We start from the raw sequence: 13673 nt of genomic DNA on the forward strand, positions 1-13673 counted from the left end.
GCATGCCGCCGGGGTTCAATCCTGCAGCGCCGCCCACATTTCCTTGTCGCGCTCGGCGGTCCAGATGCGCGGATGCTTGATGCCGCTGGCCTCGTCATAGGCGCGCGCCACGTCGAACGGCAGGCAGTGCTCGTAGATGAAGACGTGGCCGAACTTCGGGTCCATCGCGGCGCGCGTATGCGCCATCGCACCCTTCAGATCCAGCTTCTGTGCCACCGCCTCGCGGCCGCGCTGCAGCAGCGTGCTGACAAAGTCGCGCGTGTAGGCGATGCCCTTGTCCACCTGCTCGGGCGTGGTCAGTGCGGGCCCGCGTCCCGGCACCAGCGCCTGCGGCTCCAATGCACGCAGCGCGTCCAGCGTCGCCGGCCATTCCTCGAGCTGTGCGTCGCCGCAGTAGCAGGCGGCCTCGTACTCGACCAGGTCGCCGGAGAACAGGATCTCCTGCGACGGAATCCACACCACGGTATCGCCCTTGGTGTGGCCGGGACCGAGATGCAGGATCTTGACCTCGAGCTTGCCGAGGAACAGCGTCAGCTCGCGCTCGAACACCACGTTGGGCCAGGTCAATCCAGGCACCGTTTCGACGCCGGCGAACAGCCGCGGAAAGCGTTCGATCTCCGACTTCATATCCGCCTCGCCGCGCTCGACGATCATCTCGTACGTGCCGCGGCTGGCGATCACGTTCTGCGCGCCTTCGCTGAAATAGGCCGACGCGCCCAGCACGCGCACCGCGTGGTAGTGCGACAGCACCACGTGCTTGATCGGCTTGTCGGTCACCGTGCGGATGCGCGCGATCAGATCCTGCGCCATCGCCGGCGTGGCGGTGGTGTCGACGATCAACACGCTGTCGTCGCCGATCACCACGCCCGAATTCGGATCGCCTTCGGCGGTATAGGCGTAGGCGTTCTCGGACAGCCGGGTAAAGGTGACCTGCTTCGCTTCGAGGTCGGCTTGCGACGCAAAGGCTTTGGACATGGGGCTTGTCTCCGTTCTGCTTCGTTCTGCTTCGTTCGCTGGGTCGGGGCGATTCCGCCTCCAGCATAGGCCGCCTCGGTGCGACGGCCAGGCCAGCACCGACATCTCATTACGTATTGAGAAACGAGTTTACCGAATCGTAATCAGCGACACGAAGGGTGTCAATCCGGTTCGCCTCCGAAAGCGGCACGCAGCGACGGAAAAGGCGCAAGGCGACTACACCGGCATCACGATGTGACGCGGCGGAGCAGCGGGATCAAGACGGATTGGGGGAAACGGAGGGAAGACGCATACAACTTCGCCCGGACGAACGAAGGCGGCCACGCCGGACGCGGTCAATATCCGCGCGGTGTGAAAACCAGCGGCCGGACGAATGCCGGCCGCGAGGGAAACAATGACAGGATCAGACCGGCTTCTGGCCTTCGCCCTGCGGGGTGCCCATGCCACCCGCGCCGGACGTGCCGCCGCCCGAGGAGGCGGACGAAGCCGAGGACGCCGATGCGCCGCCCGCCGGACCGGCCATCGAGGCCGCGGTCACGCCGCCGTTGCGGCTGGCGATGAAGGCGTTGACGTCCTGCGCCAGATGCTGGGGGGCGAGCACCACCTCCAGACCCAGCGCCTCGCAGGCGGCCAGGAAGGTGGACATGCGGGGATCGGCCTGGCCCGACTCCGCGCGCAGATATGCCTCGCGGGAGATCCCGGCCTTGCGGGCGACGTCCTCCTGCTTGAGCTTGCGCGCACGGCGCAGCGCCCGCAGTTGCCGGAACGGTTCGCTAGCGCCTCGTGGCACGGCTGTACTGTTCATATCGGTCTCCAGTCACCAAAAAAGAAAGTGCGCGGACGTGCATTCGAGTATAGAGCACACGTCGCGTTCCGTATGTAATCAGGGAAACACTTTTACAGAATTCACGATTTGTGCCGGTCGGCTTTCCTCCAGCCCCTGCCATCTCGATATCGGGCCCTTCGAAGTGCCCGTGCTTCCACAATAGCGAATAGGCCTCGTTAGCGCCAAGTTCGGTTTGACAGACCGACCGGTCGTGCTATTCTTCCCAGCATGCAAAAAGGCCATCTGACGCGTAGCGCGATCATCGCTCAGGCATTCGACGCCGCCACGCGGATCGGATTCGAGCAGCTGTCGCTTGCCGAACTGGCCGCGAGCACGGGCATGTCCAAGAGCGGCCTGTACGCGCACTTCAAGTCGAAGGAGGCCTTGCAGCAGGCCGTGCTGGAACTGGCGATCGCGCGCTTCACGGCGATGGTGGTGCAGCCCGCGCTGCGCCAGCCGCGCGGCGTCCCCCGGCTGCGCGCGCTGTTCGAAGGACAGCTCGAATGGATCGGCAGCACCGACTCCGGCGGCCGCTGCCTGTTCATGGCGCTGGGCCAGGAATATCGCGACCGGCCCGGCGTGATCCGCGACATGCTGGTCCGCGCGCTGAAGGACTGGAACGGCATCGTGGTCCGCGTGGCAAGCGACGCCATCCAGGACGGCAGCCTCGGCGCGGACGAGGAACCGCGCCAGCTGGCCTTCGAGATGGCCGGCATCGTGATGGCCTTCCAGCAATCGCTGAAGATGCTCGGACGCGCCGACGCTCAGGCGATGGCGCGCCGCGCGTTCAATTCGCTGGTCACGCGCGGCAAACGCGCGGCCGCGCAGCTTGCATAGGCCGCCAGCGCCGAACGCCTGCGCTGGTCCATGAAGCAACGTTTTCCCTCGGCTCATGTTTTCGCCGATAAATAGCACGACCGGTCGGTCTTATCGAGGCCCGAGGGAAGCACGAGGGGGCCGTACAGCGAGGTCGACGGGCTTGGGATGGAACCGCAAAACGGAGTGAATATCGTGACACAGGCCCTGTCTCCCCATCGCCCCGGCCAAGCGTTGCCGGGCCAGATCGCCGCGCGCCTGGCGCAGGCCGGGCTGGCATGGCGGCGCCTGCGCTGGCAGACCGCGTCGGCGCTGTTTCCCGAGCAGACCGCGCGCGCCTTCGAACGTGCCTGGTTCGGCGTGCCGGAAGCGAACGTCGATGCCGCGGGGCAAGCCTTCCTCGCCGGCGCCCGCGCCGATTGGGCACTGGTGACGGGCGGTGGCGCGACACGCCGCGTGCGCGTCTACCGCTGGCATGGCGAAGGCCCGGCCGTGCTGCTGGCGCATGGCTGGGGCGGCAATGCCGCGCACTGGCAGGCGTTGGTGCCGGCCTTGCTCGCCGCCGGGCACCGGGTGGTCGCCTTCGACGCGCTGTCGCACGGCGCCTCCGATGCCGGTGCGCTCGGCCCCGGCCAGAGTTCGCTGATCGAGATGTCGCGCGCGCTGCTGGCGGCCGCCTGGCACGCCGGGCCGATCCATGCCGTGATCGCGCACTCGCTCGGCGGCGCCGCGGCAGCGCTGGCGCTGCGCGAGGGACTGCCCGTCGATGCCGCGGTGCTGATCGGCGCGCCCGCCGACATGCGCCATGCTTCGGCCACGCTGGCCTGGCAGCTTGGCGTGGCGCCCGCCGTCCTGGCGCGGGTGCAGCGCAACAGCGAGCAGTGGCTCGGCATGCCGTGGGGCGCGTTCAACGTGCCCGACATCGGCCGCTGCCGGCCGGTCCCGCCGACGCTGGTCATTCACGATCGCCACGACAAGGAGGTGCGCTGGGAAGATGGTGCCGCCATCGCCGGCGCCTGGCCGGCTGCGACGCTGCTGACTACCGAAGGGCTGGGCCACCGGCGCATCCTGCGCGATGCCGGTGTGATGGACCAGATCGTCGGATTTCTCGCGCAGCGCCTGGCCCCGCGCGGCGCCTCTCGAACCGCGGTGCCGGTGCCGCATGCCGAGCGGCCCGAACGCTCGGCGCTGCGGGCAGGCGATCTCGGCATGGTCCGGTAATTCTTACCGGCCCGCCGCCCGCCCTCCGGCGCGTCGATCCCCTTCGGCACGCCTCGCCATACCCTCACGAATACCCTCCCGATACCTGTTCCACCGTCGTCACGATGCGCGGCCCGCCGCGGCCATCGTCTCGGCATGCGGATTGCTCGCATGCGCTCTGCCCGCAACCGGTTCGCGGACTCGCGCCGCGCCCACGCTGATGGAGGCAGCCGGCATGACGACGCTCACGCTCTTACCGTGCGACGCGGCGACCGTATGGTGCGATGTCGCGGCGATCGAGGCCCTGCACCTTGCCGCGCTGGCGATGCCGGAATGGCCGGCGGCGCCGACCCTGTCCGCGCGCCATCCGCTGCTGACCCACGTCGTCGAGAATCACCGTTGCAACGCGCTGCTGTGGGAACAGGAAGACCAGGCGCGCCGCACCGACGTGCCGGACAGCGCCATCGTCGCCAACAAGCGCGCCATCGACCGCTACAACCAGCAGCGCAACGACGCGATCGAGGCGATGGACGCCGCCATCCTCGAAGCCCTCGCCGCGGAGCGCATCGCGCCCGCGCCGGATGCCTGGGTCAACAGCGAGACCGCCGGCTCGCTGATCGACCGCATGTCGATCGGCACGCTGAAGGTCCACCATATGGCGCTGCAGGCCGAGCGCGACGACGCCGACGATGCGCACCGCCAGCGCTGCGTGGCCAGGCTGGCCAGCCTCAGTGAGCAACGCGATCACCTCGGCCACTGCCTGCGCCAGCTGTGGTCGGGCATGCTGACCGGCCGCTGCACTTACCGCGCGCATCGGCAATTCAAGATGTACAACGATCCCGCGCTGAATCCCTTCCTGTATGGGGCCGCGGCGGCGTCCGATACCGCGGGTTGCGCGCGGGAGGCGTGATGGCGGGTTGCCCCGCCATGACCGCCGGCGCCGCGGGCGAGCCCGCCACTGCCATCGTCCCCGACGTGCGCCGCATCGCCGTGCTGCGCGCCAACGCGGTGGGCGACTATGTGCTGACGCTGCCCGCGCTGGAGGCGCTGAAGGCCACGTATCCGCAAGCGACACTGACTCTGCTGGGCAAACGCTGGCATGCGGAATTTCTCGATGGCAGGCCGGGGCCGGTCGACGAAGTGGTCTGCCTGCCCGCGGTACCGGGCGTGACAGCGCCGGCCGATATGGCCGGGCCGGCGGCCGAAGAAGGCGACGCACTACGCGATTTCCTCGCCCTAATGCAGCGCCGCCGCTTCGATCTGGCCCTGCAGCTGCATGGCGGCGGCCAGTACAGCAATCCGCTGGTGGGCGCGCTCGGCGCACGCGTGACCGCAGGCTTCCGCGCACCGGGCGCCAGCGCGCTCGATCGCAATTTCCCTTACCAGGCGCCCGACATCGACCTGCATCCGCGCGCCCTGCTGCTGCACGAATGCGTGGGGCTGGTGGGCGCACGTGCAAGCGCGATCGCGCCACGGCTGTCGTTGCGAGCGCGCGATCATGACGAGCTCGCGACCGCCGTGGCAGCCGTGGCCGACATGACGCGACCGCTGGTCGTGCTGCAGCCCGGTGCTACCGATCCGCGCCGGCGATGGCACGCCGACGGCTTCGCTGCGGTGGGCGATGCGCTGGCGGCGCAGGGCGCGCTGGTCGCCATCAACGGCGATCCGTCGGAAGTGGAGCTGGTGCATCGGGTCGCCGCCGCGATGCGGCATCGGTCGCTGGCGCTGCCCGGCACGCTGTCGCTCGGCGCGCTGGCCGCGCTGCTGGCGCGCGCCTGCCTGGTGGTCTCCAACGACACGGGCCCCGCGCATCTGGCACGCGCGCTCGATGTGCCCACCGTCACGCTGTACTGGATCGGCAATCTGCGGAGCTACGGTCCGCTGTCGGCGCGCTGGCACCGCGTGGCGGTGTCATATCGCGTCCATTGCCCGGTATGCGGGGCGCGCGCGATCGATGGCCATTGCGGCCACACCGCTTCCCTTCTGGACGAGATTGCCGCCGACGCGGTGATCGGCCTGGCGCGGCAAGCGTATCGGGCCAGCGTCGAAGGGAAGGATTGTCGCGGCGCTGCCGCAACGGCGCCATGATGTCGCGACAGCGGCCGCCCTCCCGTTCAACGCCTTCCCGTCATTTCCTCAGCCCACCCGCGCCAGGATCTGCCCGCCGCCATAGCTGGACTGCACCGGGGGCGTGCCGCCCAGCGTCACCCGTATCGCGCAGTACTTGAACTCCGGAATCTTGCCGAACGGGTCGAGCGCCGGATTGGTCAGCTTGTTGATCGCCGCCTCGTAGTAGCAGAACGGCACGAACACCGCGCCGCGCGGCGTGCCCTCGTCGGCGCGCGCATACAGCGCGACCTCGCCGCGGCGCGACGCCAGCGTGATGACGTCGCCCGGCTTGCCGCCCCACTGCGCCAGATCGAGCGGATGGACCAGCGCGGTCGGATCGGGCTCGAGCGCATCGAGCACGCCCGCCCTGCGCGTCATGCTGCCGGTATGCCAGTGTTCGAGCTGGCGCCCGGTGATCAGCACGAACGGATAGTCCTGGTCCGGACGCTCCGCCGCCGGCACGATATCGGCCGGCACGAAGCGCGCGCGGCCGGTCGGCGTCGGGAAGTCGTCGGTGAAGATCACCGGCTCGCCGGCATCGCCTTCCTCGCGGCACGGGTAGGTCACCGCGTGTTCGCGCTGCAGCCGCTCCCACGTGATACCCGCGATGCTCGGCATCGCCAGCCGCATCTCGTCGAACACGTCGGCCACGCCGTCATAGCGCCAGTCCAGGCCCAGTTGCGCGGCCATCTGCTGGATGATCCACAGATCCTGGCGCGCCTGTCCCGGCGGATCGATCGCCTGCCGGCCGAGCTGCACGATGCGGTCGGTATTGGTAAAGGTGCCGGTCTTCTCCGGGAACGCCGAGGCCGGCAGCACCACGTCGGCGAGGTAGGCGGTCTCGGTCAGGAAGATGTCCTGCACCACCAGATGATCGAGCGCGGCCAGCGCCTCGCGCGCATGCTGGGCGTCGGGGTCCGACATCGCGGGGTTCTCGCCCATGATGTACATGCCGCGCACCTCGCCGCGCTCGATGGCCTGCATCACCTCGACCACCGTCAAACCCGGCTGGCGATCCAGCGGCGTGCCCCACAGCGCTTCGAAGCGCGCCGCGGCGTCGGCATCGTCCACGCGCCGGTAGTCCGGATACATCATCGGAATCAGCCCGGCGTCCGAGGCGCCCTGCACATTGTTCTGGCCGCGCAGCGGATGCAGGCCGGTGCCGGGCCGGCCGATCTGGCCGGTCATCAGCGCCAGCGCGATCAGGCAGCGCGCATTGTCGGTACCGTGCACGTGCTGCGACACGCCCATGCCCCACAGGATCATCGCGCTGCCCGCAGTCGCGTAGAGCCGCGCCACATGGCGGATCGTCTCCGCGTCGATGCCGCAGATCGGCGCCATCGCCTCGGGGCTGTAGGCGGCGACATTGCGTTCGAGCTCGTCGTAGCCGATCGTGCGGCTCTCGATGAAGTCGCGATCGACCAGCCCCTCGGTGACGATCACATGCATCATCGCGTTGAGCAGCGCGACGTCGGTATCCGGCTGGAACTGCAGGAAGCGATAGGCAAAGCGCGCCAGGTCCGAGCGGCGCGGATCGGCGACGATCAGCTTGGTGCCGTTGCGCACCGCGTTCTTGATCCAGCTCGCCGCGACCGGGTGGTTCACCGTCGGGTTGGCGCCGATCAGGATCACGACCTCGGCCTTGCCCACGTCGATCACCGGATTGGACACCGCGCCCGAACCGATCCCCTCCAGCAGCGCGGCCACCGACGAGGCATGGCACAGCCGCGTGCAATGGTCGACGTTGTTGCTGCCAAAGCCGGTGCGCACCAGCTTCTGGAACAGATAGGCCTCCTCGTTGCTGCCCTTGGCCGAGCCGAAGCCGGCCAGCGCGCGCTTGCCATGCGTATCGCGAATGCGCGCCAGGCCGCCGCCGGCAAGCGCGAGCGCCTCCTCCCACGTCGCCTCGCGGAACACCTCCATCACGCGCTCGGGGTCCATCACCGCATCGCCGCGCTTGGGCACGCCCTCGCGGCGGATCAGCGGGACCGTCAGCCGATGCGGATGCGCGGCGTAGTCGAAGCCATAGCGGCCCTTGACGCATAGCCGCGCGTGATTGGCCGGGCCATCGCGTCCTTCGACGTACTGGATACGGTTGTCCTTGACGTGGTAGGTCAGCTGGCAACCGACGCCGCAATACGGGCAGACCGATTGCACCTGCTTGTCCGGCACCGCCAGCGCGGCGGCGCGCGCGGGCATCAGCGCACCGGTCGGGCAGGCCTGCACGCACTCGCCGCAGGCCACGCAGGTCGACGTGCCCATCGGATCGTCCATGTCGAACACGATCTTCGCGTCCGCGCCGCGCAGCGCGATGCCGATCACGTCGTTGGCCTGCTCGTCGCGGCAGGCGCGCAGGCAGCGCGTGCACTGGATGCAGGCATCGAGATTGACCGCGATGGCCGGATGCGACAGATCGGGTGCCACGGGCTCGCGCGGCGCGAAGCGCGGCTTGCCGATCTCGAGCCGCGCGGACCATTGGTCGAGTTCGCTGTCGCGCGTGTACGCGGTCTCGGGCATATCGGACTGCAGCAGCTCGAGCACCATGCTCTGCGCCTTGCGCGCGCGCGGCGAATCGGTCTGCACGTTCATGCCGTTGGCAGGCTGCCGGCAGCACGACGGCGCCAGCACGCGCTCGCCGTCGATCTCGACCATGCAGGCGCGGCAGTTGCCCGCCGGCTCCAGGCCGTCCTTGTAGCACAGGTGCGGAATCTCGACGCCCTCGCGCTTCGCGACCTGAAGCAGCGTTTCGCCGGGCGCGGCCACCACCTCGCGGCCGTTCAGATTGAAGGCGACCGAAGCCGGATCGGAGGCCTGGACGAGGGCGCGTTCGGCGCGGGTCAATGCATTCATGGCGGTCTCGTGGATCTGTCGTACGGCGTCTTCGGGCGACGTCTTGCAGCGCCTTGCGGCTCAGGCCAGCTCGTGCGGGAAATAGCGGATCACGCAATCGATCGGATTGGGCGCGGCCTGCCCCAGCCCGCAGATCGAGGCATCGCGCATCACCGCGGACAGGTCGGCCAGCGCCTCCCGGTCCCACTGCGGCTGCGCGATCAGCTGCACGGCCTTGGCGGTGCCGACGCGGCACGGCGTGCATTGACCGCAGGACTCGTGCGCGAAGAAATGCATCAGGTTGCGCGCCACGTCGACGGCGCGATCGTGGTCCGACAGCACCACCACCGCCGCCGAGCCGATGAAGCAGCCATGCGGCTGCAGCGTGTCGAAGTCCAGCGGGATATCGCCCATCGACGCGGGCAGGATGCCGCCCGATGCGCCGCCCGGCAGATAGCCGTAGAAACGGTGGCCATCGAGCATGCCGCCGCAATACTCGTCGATCAGTTCCGTGATGGTGATGCCGGCCGGTGCCAGGTGCACGCCCGGCTTGTTGACGCGGCCGGATACCGAGAACGAGCGCAGCCCCTTGCGCCCATGCCTACCCTGGCCGGCGAACCACTCCGGTCCGCGCTCGAGGATGTCGCGCACCCAGTACAGCGTCTCGAAGTTGTGCTCGAGCGTCGGCCGGCCGAACAGGCCGACCTGTGCGACGTACGGCGGCCGCAGCCGCGGCCAGCCGCGCTTGCCTTCGATCGATTCGATCATCGCGGACTCTTCGCCGCAGATATAGGCGCCGGCGCCACGCCGCAATTCGATCGGCGGCAGACCGGCGCACGGCGGGTCCTCGCGCAGCCGCCGCAGTTCCTCGGTCAGCAGCGCGCGGCAGCCGGCGTACTCGTCGCGCAGGTAGATATAGATCGCATCGACCTGCACGACCTTCGCGGCGATCAGCATGCCCTCGATGAAGCGATGCGGATCGCGCTCCAGATAGAAGCGGTCCTTGAAGGTACCGGGCTCGCCTTCGTCGATATTGACGGCCATCATGCGCGGGCCGGCCTCGGCTCGCACGATGCGCCATTTGCGTCCCGTCGGGAAACCGGCGCCACCGAGGCCGCGCAGTCCCGCATGCTCCATCGTCGCGATGGCATCGTCGGCGGTCAGCTTGCCGTCGGCCACCGCGCGCAAGGTCCGGTAACCGCCCTGCTCCCGATACGCCAGATAGTCGACGTACGGCTCGGGCTCGTGACGCACCGCGCCCGCGGCCACGCGTTCGACGATCGCCTCCGCGCTGGCAACGTCGACCGGATTCTGTCCGACCAGTGCCGCCGGCGCGCGCTCGCAGCGGCCGATGCAGGGTGCAGCCACCACGCGCACGTCGGTGCCGAGCAGCGCGGGCAGTTTGTCGAGCAGCGCTTGCGCGCCGGCCATCTCGCAGGCGATGCCCTCGCAGACGCGCACGGTCAGCGCGGGCGGGGGCGCGATCGCTCCATCGGCATCCTCGCGCACGACGTCGAAGTGGTGATAGAAGGTCGCGACCTCATAGACCTCGGCCTGCGACATCTTCATCTCCGCGGCCAGCGCGGCGAGATGCGGCGCGGCCAGTTGGCCGTAGCGATCGTTGATCGCATGCAGATGCTCGATCAGCAGGTCGCGCCGGCGTGGCGCATCGCCAAGCAGCGCGCGCACCTCGGCCAGCGCGGCGGGGTCGACTTGCCGACCCTTGGGTTGTCGGCGCTTGCGCTGCCGGCCGATGCTGTCGACCGGAATGGGGATCACGACCTGGTTCATGGCGATCTCTGTTCGTTATCGTGGATGCCTGGGGAGCGGCGCGGGGGGACGTCGCCGGGTCGATGATAGCGCCATCGGCCGTGGTGCCTTCCCGACGGCGCGCCGGGGTGTTCTCCGTGGGGCCTTGGCAGCGTCCATTAGTGTTATACGGTATGTGATATATCAAAATGGTCAAGGCGTTTCGCGGCGACGGGTCGCCTCCGCCGCGCGAACTGGAAGGCCGGAACCGTATGCGGGGCGCGCGACCGAGCCGGGCGATTGGTGCGCGTTGCGCATCGATGCCAACACGAAGCGCCTCGGCGACGCTCGACAGATCAGGGACTTGATTCGCTCTCGTGCATCAATACGCACGCTCGGGCGATATGGCGAATCGCGTGGCGTCGAGTCGCGCGGTGGATGCAATGGGACGAAACCGGTGACGCTGCCTCGGGTAAATCCCTAGCGGCAGGGGACACGAAGGCGAACGGTACGGCAATGCCCTGGAAGGCGGAGGGAAAGGCAGGAAAGGCAGGAGGGGAACGCGGGATGCAAGCCGCTGGCCACGGGGCCGAACCGTCCGTCGCTATGGAACCTCGGGACGACCGGCGGCGTGGCCAGCGAACTTGTGCTCAGGCATGGGTCAGCACGAACTGGCCGGCCGCCTTGTGCGAGTCTTCGCTTGCCTCATCGTCGTGAGAGGCGCTACCGAAGCCGGCGAAGCGGCCGTGCGACTGGGCGCGCAGCAGCGCCGGCGCCGGCAGCGAAGTCGCGAGCAGCACGGTGGCCGACACGCCGAGAGAGAACAGGCCAAGCGACAGCAGGGTCAACAGGGTGGTTTGCATCAGGACACTCCGATAAGACATCAATCAAGGAGTGACCAGTATATGGTGCAACGCACCAGATGTAAATATTCTGTATGTGATATATCAGAAAGCACCCTTTTCTGTCGTTCCCGTGCCACAGGCGCGGATCAGCCCGTCTTCAACGCCACATCAGGCCCCTCCTGTTCGGCGATGACTCGCCAGATTGCAGCGGCATTGGGCTTCAGCGACCTGCCCTTGCGGCGCACCAGCACGACTTGCATCGCGGCGTGCGGCCGCAGCGGCAGCAACACCACGCCGGGCGGGACACCGGCCGCGCGGGCACGCGATGGCACCACGCCCAGCCCTTGCCGCCGCGCGACCATGCCGAGCACTGCACAGAAATGCCCAAGCGGCCGATACACCCGCGGCCGCACGTGGTAGGCCGCCATGGCGCGTTCGATGGCCGCCAGCATGCCCGACTGCCGGTCGAGCCCGAACAGCTGCGCATCGTTGAGATCGCCCCATCCCAGCGCCTCGCGCGACGCCAGCGGATGGCCGCTCGGCAGCACGGCGTGGAAGGTCTCCTCGTACAGCAGATCGAACTGCAGTTCGGCGCAAGGCTCGGGATCGCTGACCACCGCGAAATCGACCTCGCCGCCGCGCACCGCATGCAGCGCCGCTTCCGGGCCGACATCGCGCAGCACGATATCGATGTCGGGCCACGCGCTCTGGCAGGCCTGCAGCCAGGCTGGCGCCAGCATCGAAGACAGCATGGGCCCGACCGCGAGCTGCACGCGCCCATGCGCCGGGCGCGCGCTCGAGTGCGTTTCGTGCAGGGTCTGTTCGACCTCGTCGATCAGATGGCAGATCCGCTCGGACAGCAGCGTGCCGGCTTCGGTCAGCTCAACCTGACGGGTGGTGCGGTCGAACAGCCGCAGGTCGATCTCCTCTTCGAGCTCGCGCACGCTGCGGCTGACGGCGGATTGCGTCAGGCCCAGTTCGGCGGCGGCACGGGTGAAACTGCGATGCCGCGCGACGGCGGCGAAGGCCTTCAACTGCGGAAGCGAGACATTCATCGTGGTCTCCTCTGGCACCGCATGCCTCGTGGGCGGGCGGCCGCTGCGGTATCGCCGGCGTGGGCCGGCGGGGCAGCGCTGTGCTTTTTTATGTCGCCACGGTCGTCCGGCGGGGATGCGCGAACGCCGATGGGTCCTTCGATGCTAGTGCAAACGACTATCCACGACGCCTTAACTTTTTTATTAAGATCATTGACGACCGTCTATGGATGGACGGCCACGCCGTCGCCATGCCGCGGTGCAACGCGACCCCATACGCGCTCATACGCGCTCCTGCGCGTCGCGCCGACCGAACGAGGCCGCCATGAAAAATGCCACGCTGCGCCAGCTGAAGGTCTTCGAAACGGTGGCCCGTCACCTGAGCTTTTCGCGCGCGGCCGAGGAATTGCACCTGACGCAGCCCGCGGTGTCGACGCAGGTGCGCCAGCTCGAGAACCACGTCGGCCTGCCGCTGTTCGAGCAGTTGGGCAAGAAGATCTACCTGACTCCCGCCGGCACCGAGATGCTGCACTACAGCCGCAGCATCATCCAGCAGTTCCGCGAGGCCGAGGACGCGATGGCGCAGCTCAGCGGCATCGCGGGAGGCCGGCTCAATATCGCGGTGATCAGCGCGGGCGATTACTTCTTCCCGCGCGTGATCGCGGAATTCATGCGGCGCCATCCCGGCGTGACGCTGAACCTGGCGGTGCACAACCGCGAGGAGTTGCTGCACCAGCTTGCCGGCAACCTGACCGACCTCGCCGTGATGGTGCGGCCGCCGGCCGGCATGGACACCGTCAACGAATCGTTCGCACCGCACCCCTACGTCATCGTCGCGGCGCCCGACCATCCGCTGGTCGGCAGACGCAACGTGCCGCTGTCCGCGCTGGCCGACGAGGCCTTCATCTGCCGCGAGAAGGGCTCGGACACCTGGAATTCGATGCAGGAGGGCTTCGCGGCGCGGCTGCAGAACCTGCGCATCACGATGGAGATCAAGAGCACCGAGACCATCAAGCAAGCCGTCATCGCCAATATGGGCATCGCCTTCCTGTCGGCCCACACGGTTGCGCTGGAACTGCGCACCGGCCATCTTGCGGTGCTCGACGTCGAGGGCTTTCCGGTGATGCTGAACTGGTACGTGGTCCATCGCAAGAACAAGCGGCTGCCGCCGGTCGCGCTGGCCTTCAAGCATTTCCTGCTGAGCGAAGGCGCGGCGCAGATCGATCGCATCACCGCGGTCGACGGCCTGATTCGCGGCAAGGGCGCGGCCACCGCCCGCTCCTAGCGCCG

Annotated in this window: 11 protein-coding genes; 5 read left to right on the forward strand and 6 right to left on the reverse strand. The window is 68.4% G+C overall.

Going from position 1 to position 13673, the window contains the following annotated elements:
* Nucleotides 1-15: 15 nt before the first annotated feature.
* Together J5T34_RS22580 and J5T34_RS22585 are read right to left on the reverse strand one after the other, a co-directional pair.
* Nucleotides 16-975 (reverse strand): MBL fold metallo-hydrolase, encoded by a 960-nt coding sequence (locus J5T34_RS22580; protein ID WP_208583093.1) that lies wholly within the window; start codon nt 973-975, stop codon nt 16-18.
* Between the two features lie 403 nt (nt 976-1378).
* Nucleotides 1379-1780: a helix-turn-helix domain-containing protein gene (locus J5T34_RS22585; protein ID WP_149316224.1), complete on the reverse strand. Its 402-nt coding sequence runs from the start codon at nt 1778-1780 to the stop codon at nt 1379-1381.
* Between the two features lie 249 nt (nt 1781-2029).
* Here J5T34_RS22585 and J5T34_RS22590 point away from each other — a divergent pair, with 249 nt between their 5' ends.
* The 4 genes from J5T34_RS22590 to J5T34_RS22605 all read left to right on the forward strand — a co-directional run bounded on the left by J5T34_RS22590 (nt 2030) and on the right by J5T34_RS22605 (nt 5905).
* Entirely contained in the window at nt 2030-2638 is a 609-nt protein-coding gene (locus J5T34_RS22590; protein WP_208583094.1) for a TetR/AcrR family transcriptional regulator, read from the forward strand.
* Between the two features lie 147 nt (nt 2639-2785).
* Nucleotides 2786-3838, forward strand: coding sequence for an alpha/beta fold hydrolase (locus J5T34_RS22595; RefSeq protein WP_208583095.1), 1053 nt, complete (start codon nt 2786-2788; stop codon nt 3836-3838).
* 214 nt (nt 3839-4052) lie between these two features.
* On the forward strand, nt 4053-4727 hold the full coding sequence (locus J5T34_RS22600) for a DUF4254 domain-containing protein (protein ID WP_244259155.1): 675 nt from the start codon (nt 4053-4055) through the stop codon (nt 4725-4727).
* Nucleotides 4728-4744: 17 nt separating this feature from the next.
* Nucleotides 4745-5905 carry a glycosyltransferase family 9 protein gene (locus J5T34_RS22605; protein WP_208583096.1) on the forward strand — a complete coding sequence of 387 codons (1161 nt, stop codon included), beginning with the start codon at nt 4745-4747 and terminating at the stop codon, nt 5903-5905.
* Nucleotides 5906-5953: 48 nt separating this feature from the next.
* On the opposite strand, the gene fdhF is transcribed toward J5T34_RS22605, so the two are convergent.
* The 4 genes from fdhF to J5T34_RS22625 form a co-directional block, all read right to left on the reverse strand.
* Nucleotides 5954-8776, reverse strand: a complete 2823-nt coding sequence (gene fdhF / locus J5T34_RS22610) for a formate dehydrogenase subunit alpha (protein WP_208583097.1) — start codon at nt 8774-8776, stop codon at nt 5954-5956.
* Nucleotides 8777-8836: 60 nt separating this feature from the next.
* A complete protein-coding gene (locus J5T34_RS22615) occupies nt 8837-10546 on the reverse strand; it encodes an NADH-ubiquinone oxidoreductase-F iron-sulfur binding region domain-containing protein (RefSeq protein ID WP_208583098.1) in 1710 nt (569 codons plus the stop codon).
* A 608-nt stretch (nt 10547-11154) separates the two neighbouring features.
* Nucleotides 11155-11367 (reverse strand): hypothetical protein, encoded by a 213-nt coding sequence (locus tag J5T34_RS22620; protein ID WP_208583099.1) that lies wholly within the window; start codon nt 11365-11367, stop codon nt 11155-11157.
* Between the two features lie 128 nt (nt 11368-11495).
* Nucleotides 11496-12404 (reverse strand): LysR family transcriptional regulator, encoded by a 909-nt coding sequence (locus J5T34_RS22625; protein WP_208583100.1) that lies wholly within the window; start codon nt 12402-12404, stop codon nt 11496-11498.
* A gap of 304 nt (nt 12405-12708) precedes the next feature.
* Here J5T34_RS22625 and J5T34_RS22630 point away from each other — a divergent pair, with 304 nt between their 5' ends.
* On the forward strand, nt 12709-13668 hold the full coding sequence (locus tag J5T34_RS22630; protein WP_208583101.1) for a LysR family transcriptional regulator: 960 nt from the start codon (nt 12709-12711) through the stop codon (nt 13666-13668).
* The last annotated feature ends 5 nt before the right edge of the window (nt 13669-13673 follow it).

The organism is Cupriavidus gilardii, from assembly GCF_017598945.1.
GTDB classification, from domain to species: Bacteria; Pseudomonadota; Gammaproteobacteria; order Burkholderiales; family Burkholderiaceae; genus Cupriavidus; species Cupriavidus gilardii_E.

Excerpts from the sequence above, each read along its gene's own strand:
- J5T34_RS22580 (WP_208583093.1), bottom strand. The coding sequence starts at position 975 with ATGTCCAAAGCCTTTGCGTCGCAAGCCGACCTCGAAGCGAAGCAGGTC.
- J5T34_RS22585 (WP_149316224.1), bottom strand. The coding sequence starts at position 1,780 with ATGAACAGTACAGCCGTGCCACGAGGCGCTAGCGAACCGTTCCGGCAA.
- J5T34_RS22590 (WP_208583094.1), top strand. The coding sequence starts at position 2,030 with ATGCAAAAAGGCCATCTGACGCGTAGCGCGATCATCGCTCAGGCATTC.
- J5T34_RS22595 (WP_208583095.1), top strand. The coding sequence starts at position 2,786 with ATGGAACCGCAAAACGGAGTGAATATCGTGACACAGGCCCTGTCTCCC.
- J5T34_RS22600 (WP_244259155.1), top strand. The coding sequence starts at position 4,053 with ATGACGACGCTCACGCTCTTACCGTGCGACGCGGCGACCGTATGGTGC.
- J5T34_RS22605 (WP_208583096.1), top strand. The coding sequence starts at position 4,745 with ATGACCGCCGGCGCCGCGGGCGAGCCCGCCACTGCCATCGTCCCCGAC.
- fdhF (WP_208583097.1), bottom strand. The coding sequence starts at position 8,776 with ATGAATGCATTGACCCGCGCCGAACGCGCCCTCGTCCAGGCCTCCGAT.
- J5T34_RS22615 (WP_208583098.1), bottom strand. The coding sequence starts at position 10,546 with ATGAACCAGGTCGTGATCCCCATTCCGGTCGACAGCATCGGCCGGCAG.
- J5T34_RS22620 (WP_208583099.1), bottom strand. The coding sequence starts at position 11,367 with ATGCAAACCACCCTGTTGACCCTGCTGTCGCTTGGCCTGTTCTCTCTC.
- J5T34_RS22625 (WP_208583100.1), bottom strand. The coding sequence starts at position 12,404 with ATGAATGTCTCGCTTCCGCAGTTGAAGGCCTTCGCCGCCGTCGCGCGG.
- J5T34_RS22630 (WP_208583101.1), top strand. The coding sequence starts at position 12,709 with ATGAAAAATGCCACGCTGCGCCAGCTGAAGGTCTTCGAAACGGTGGCC.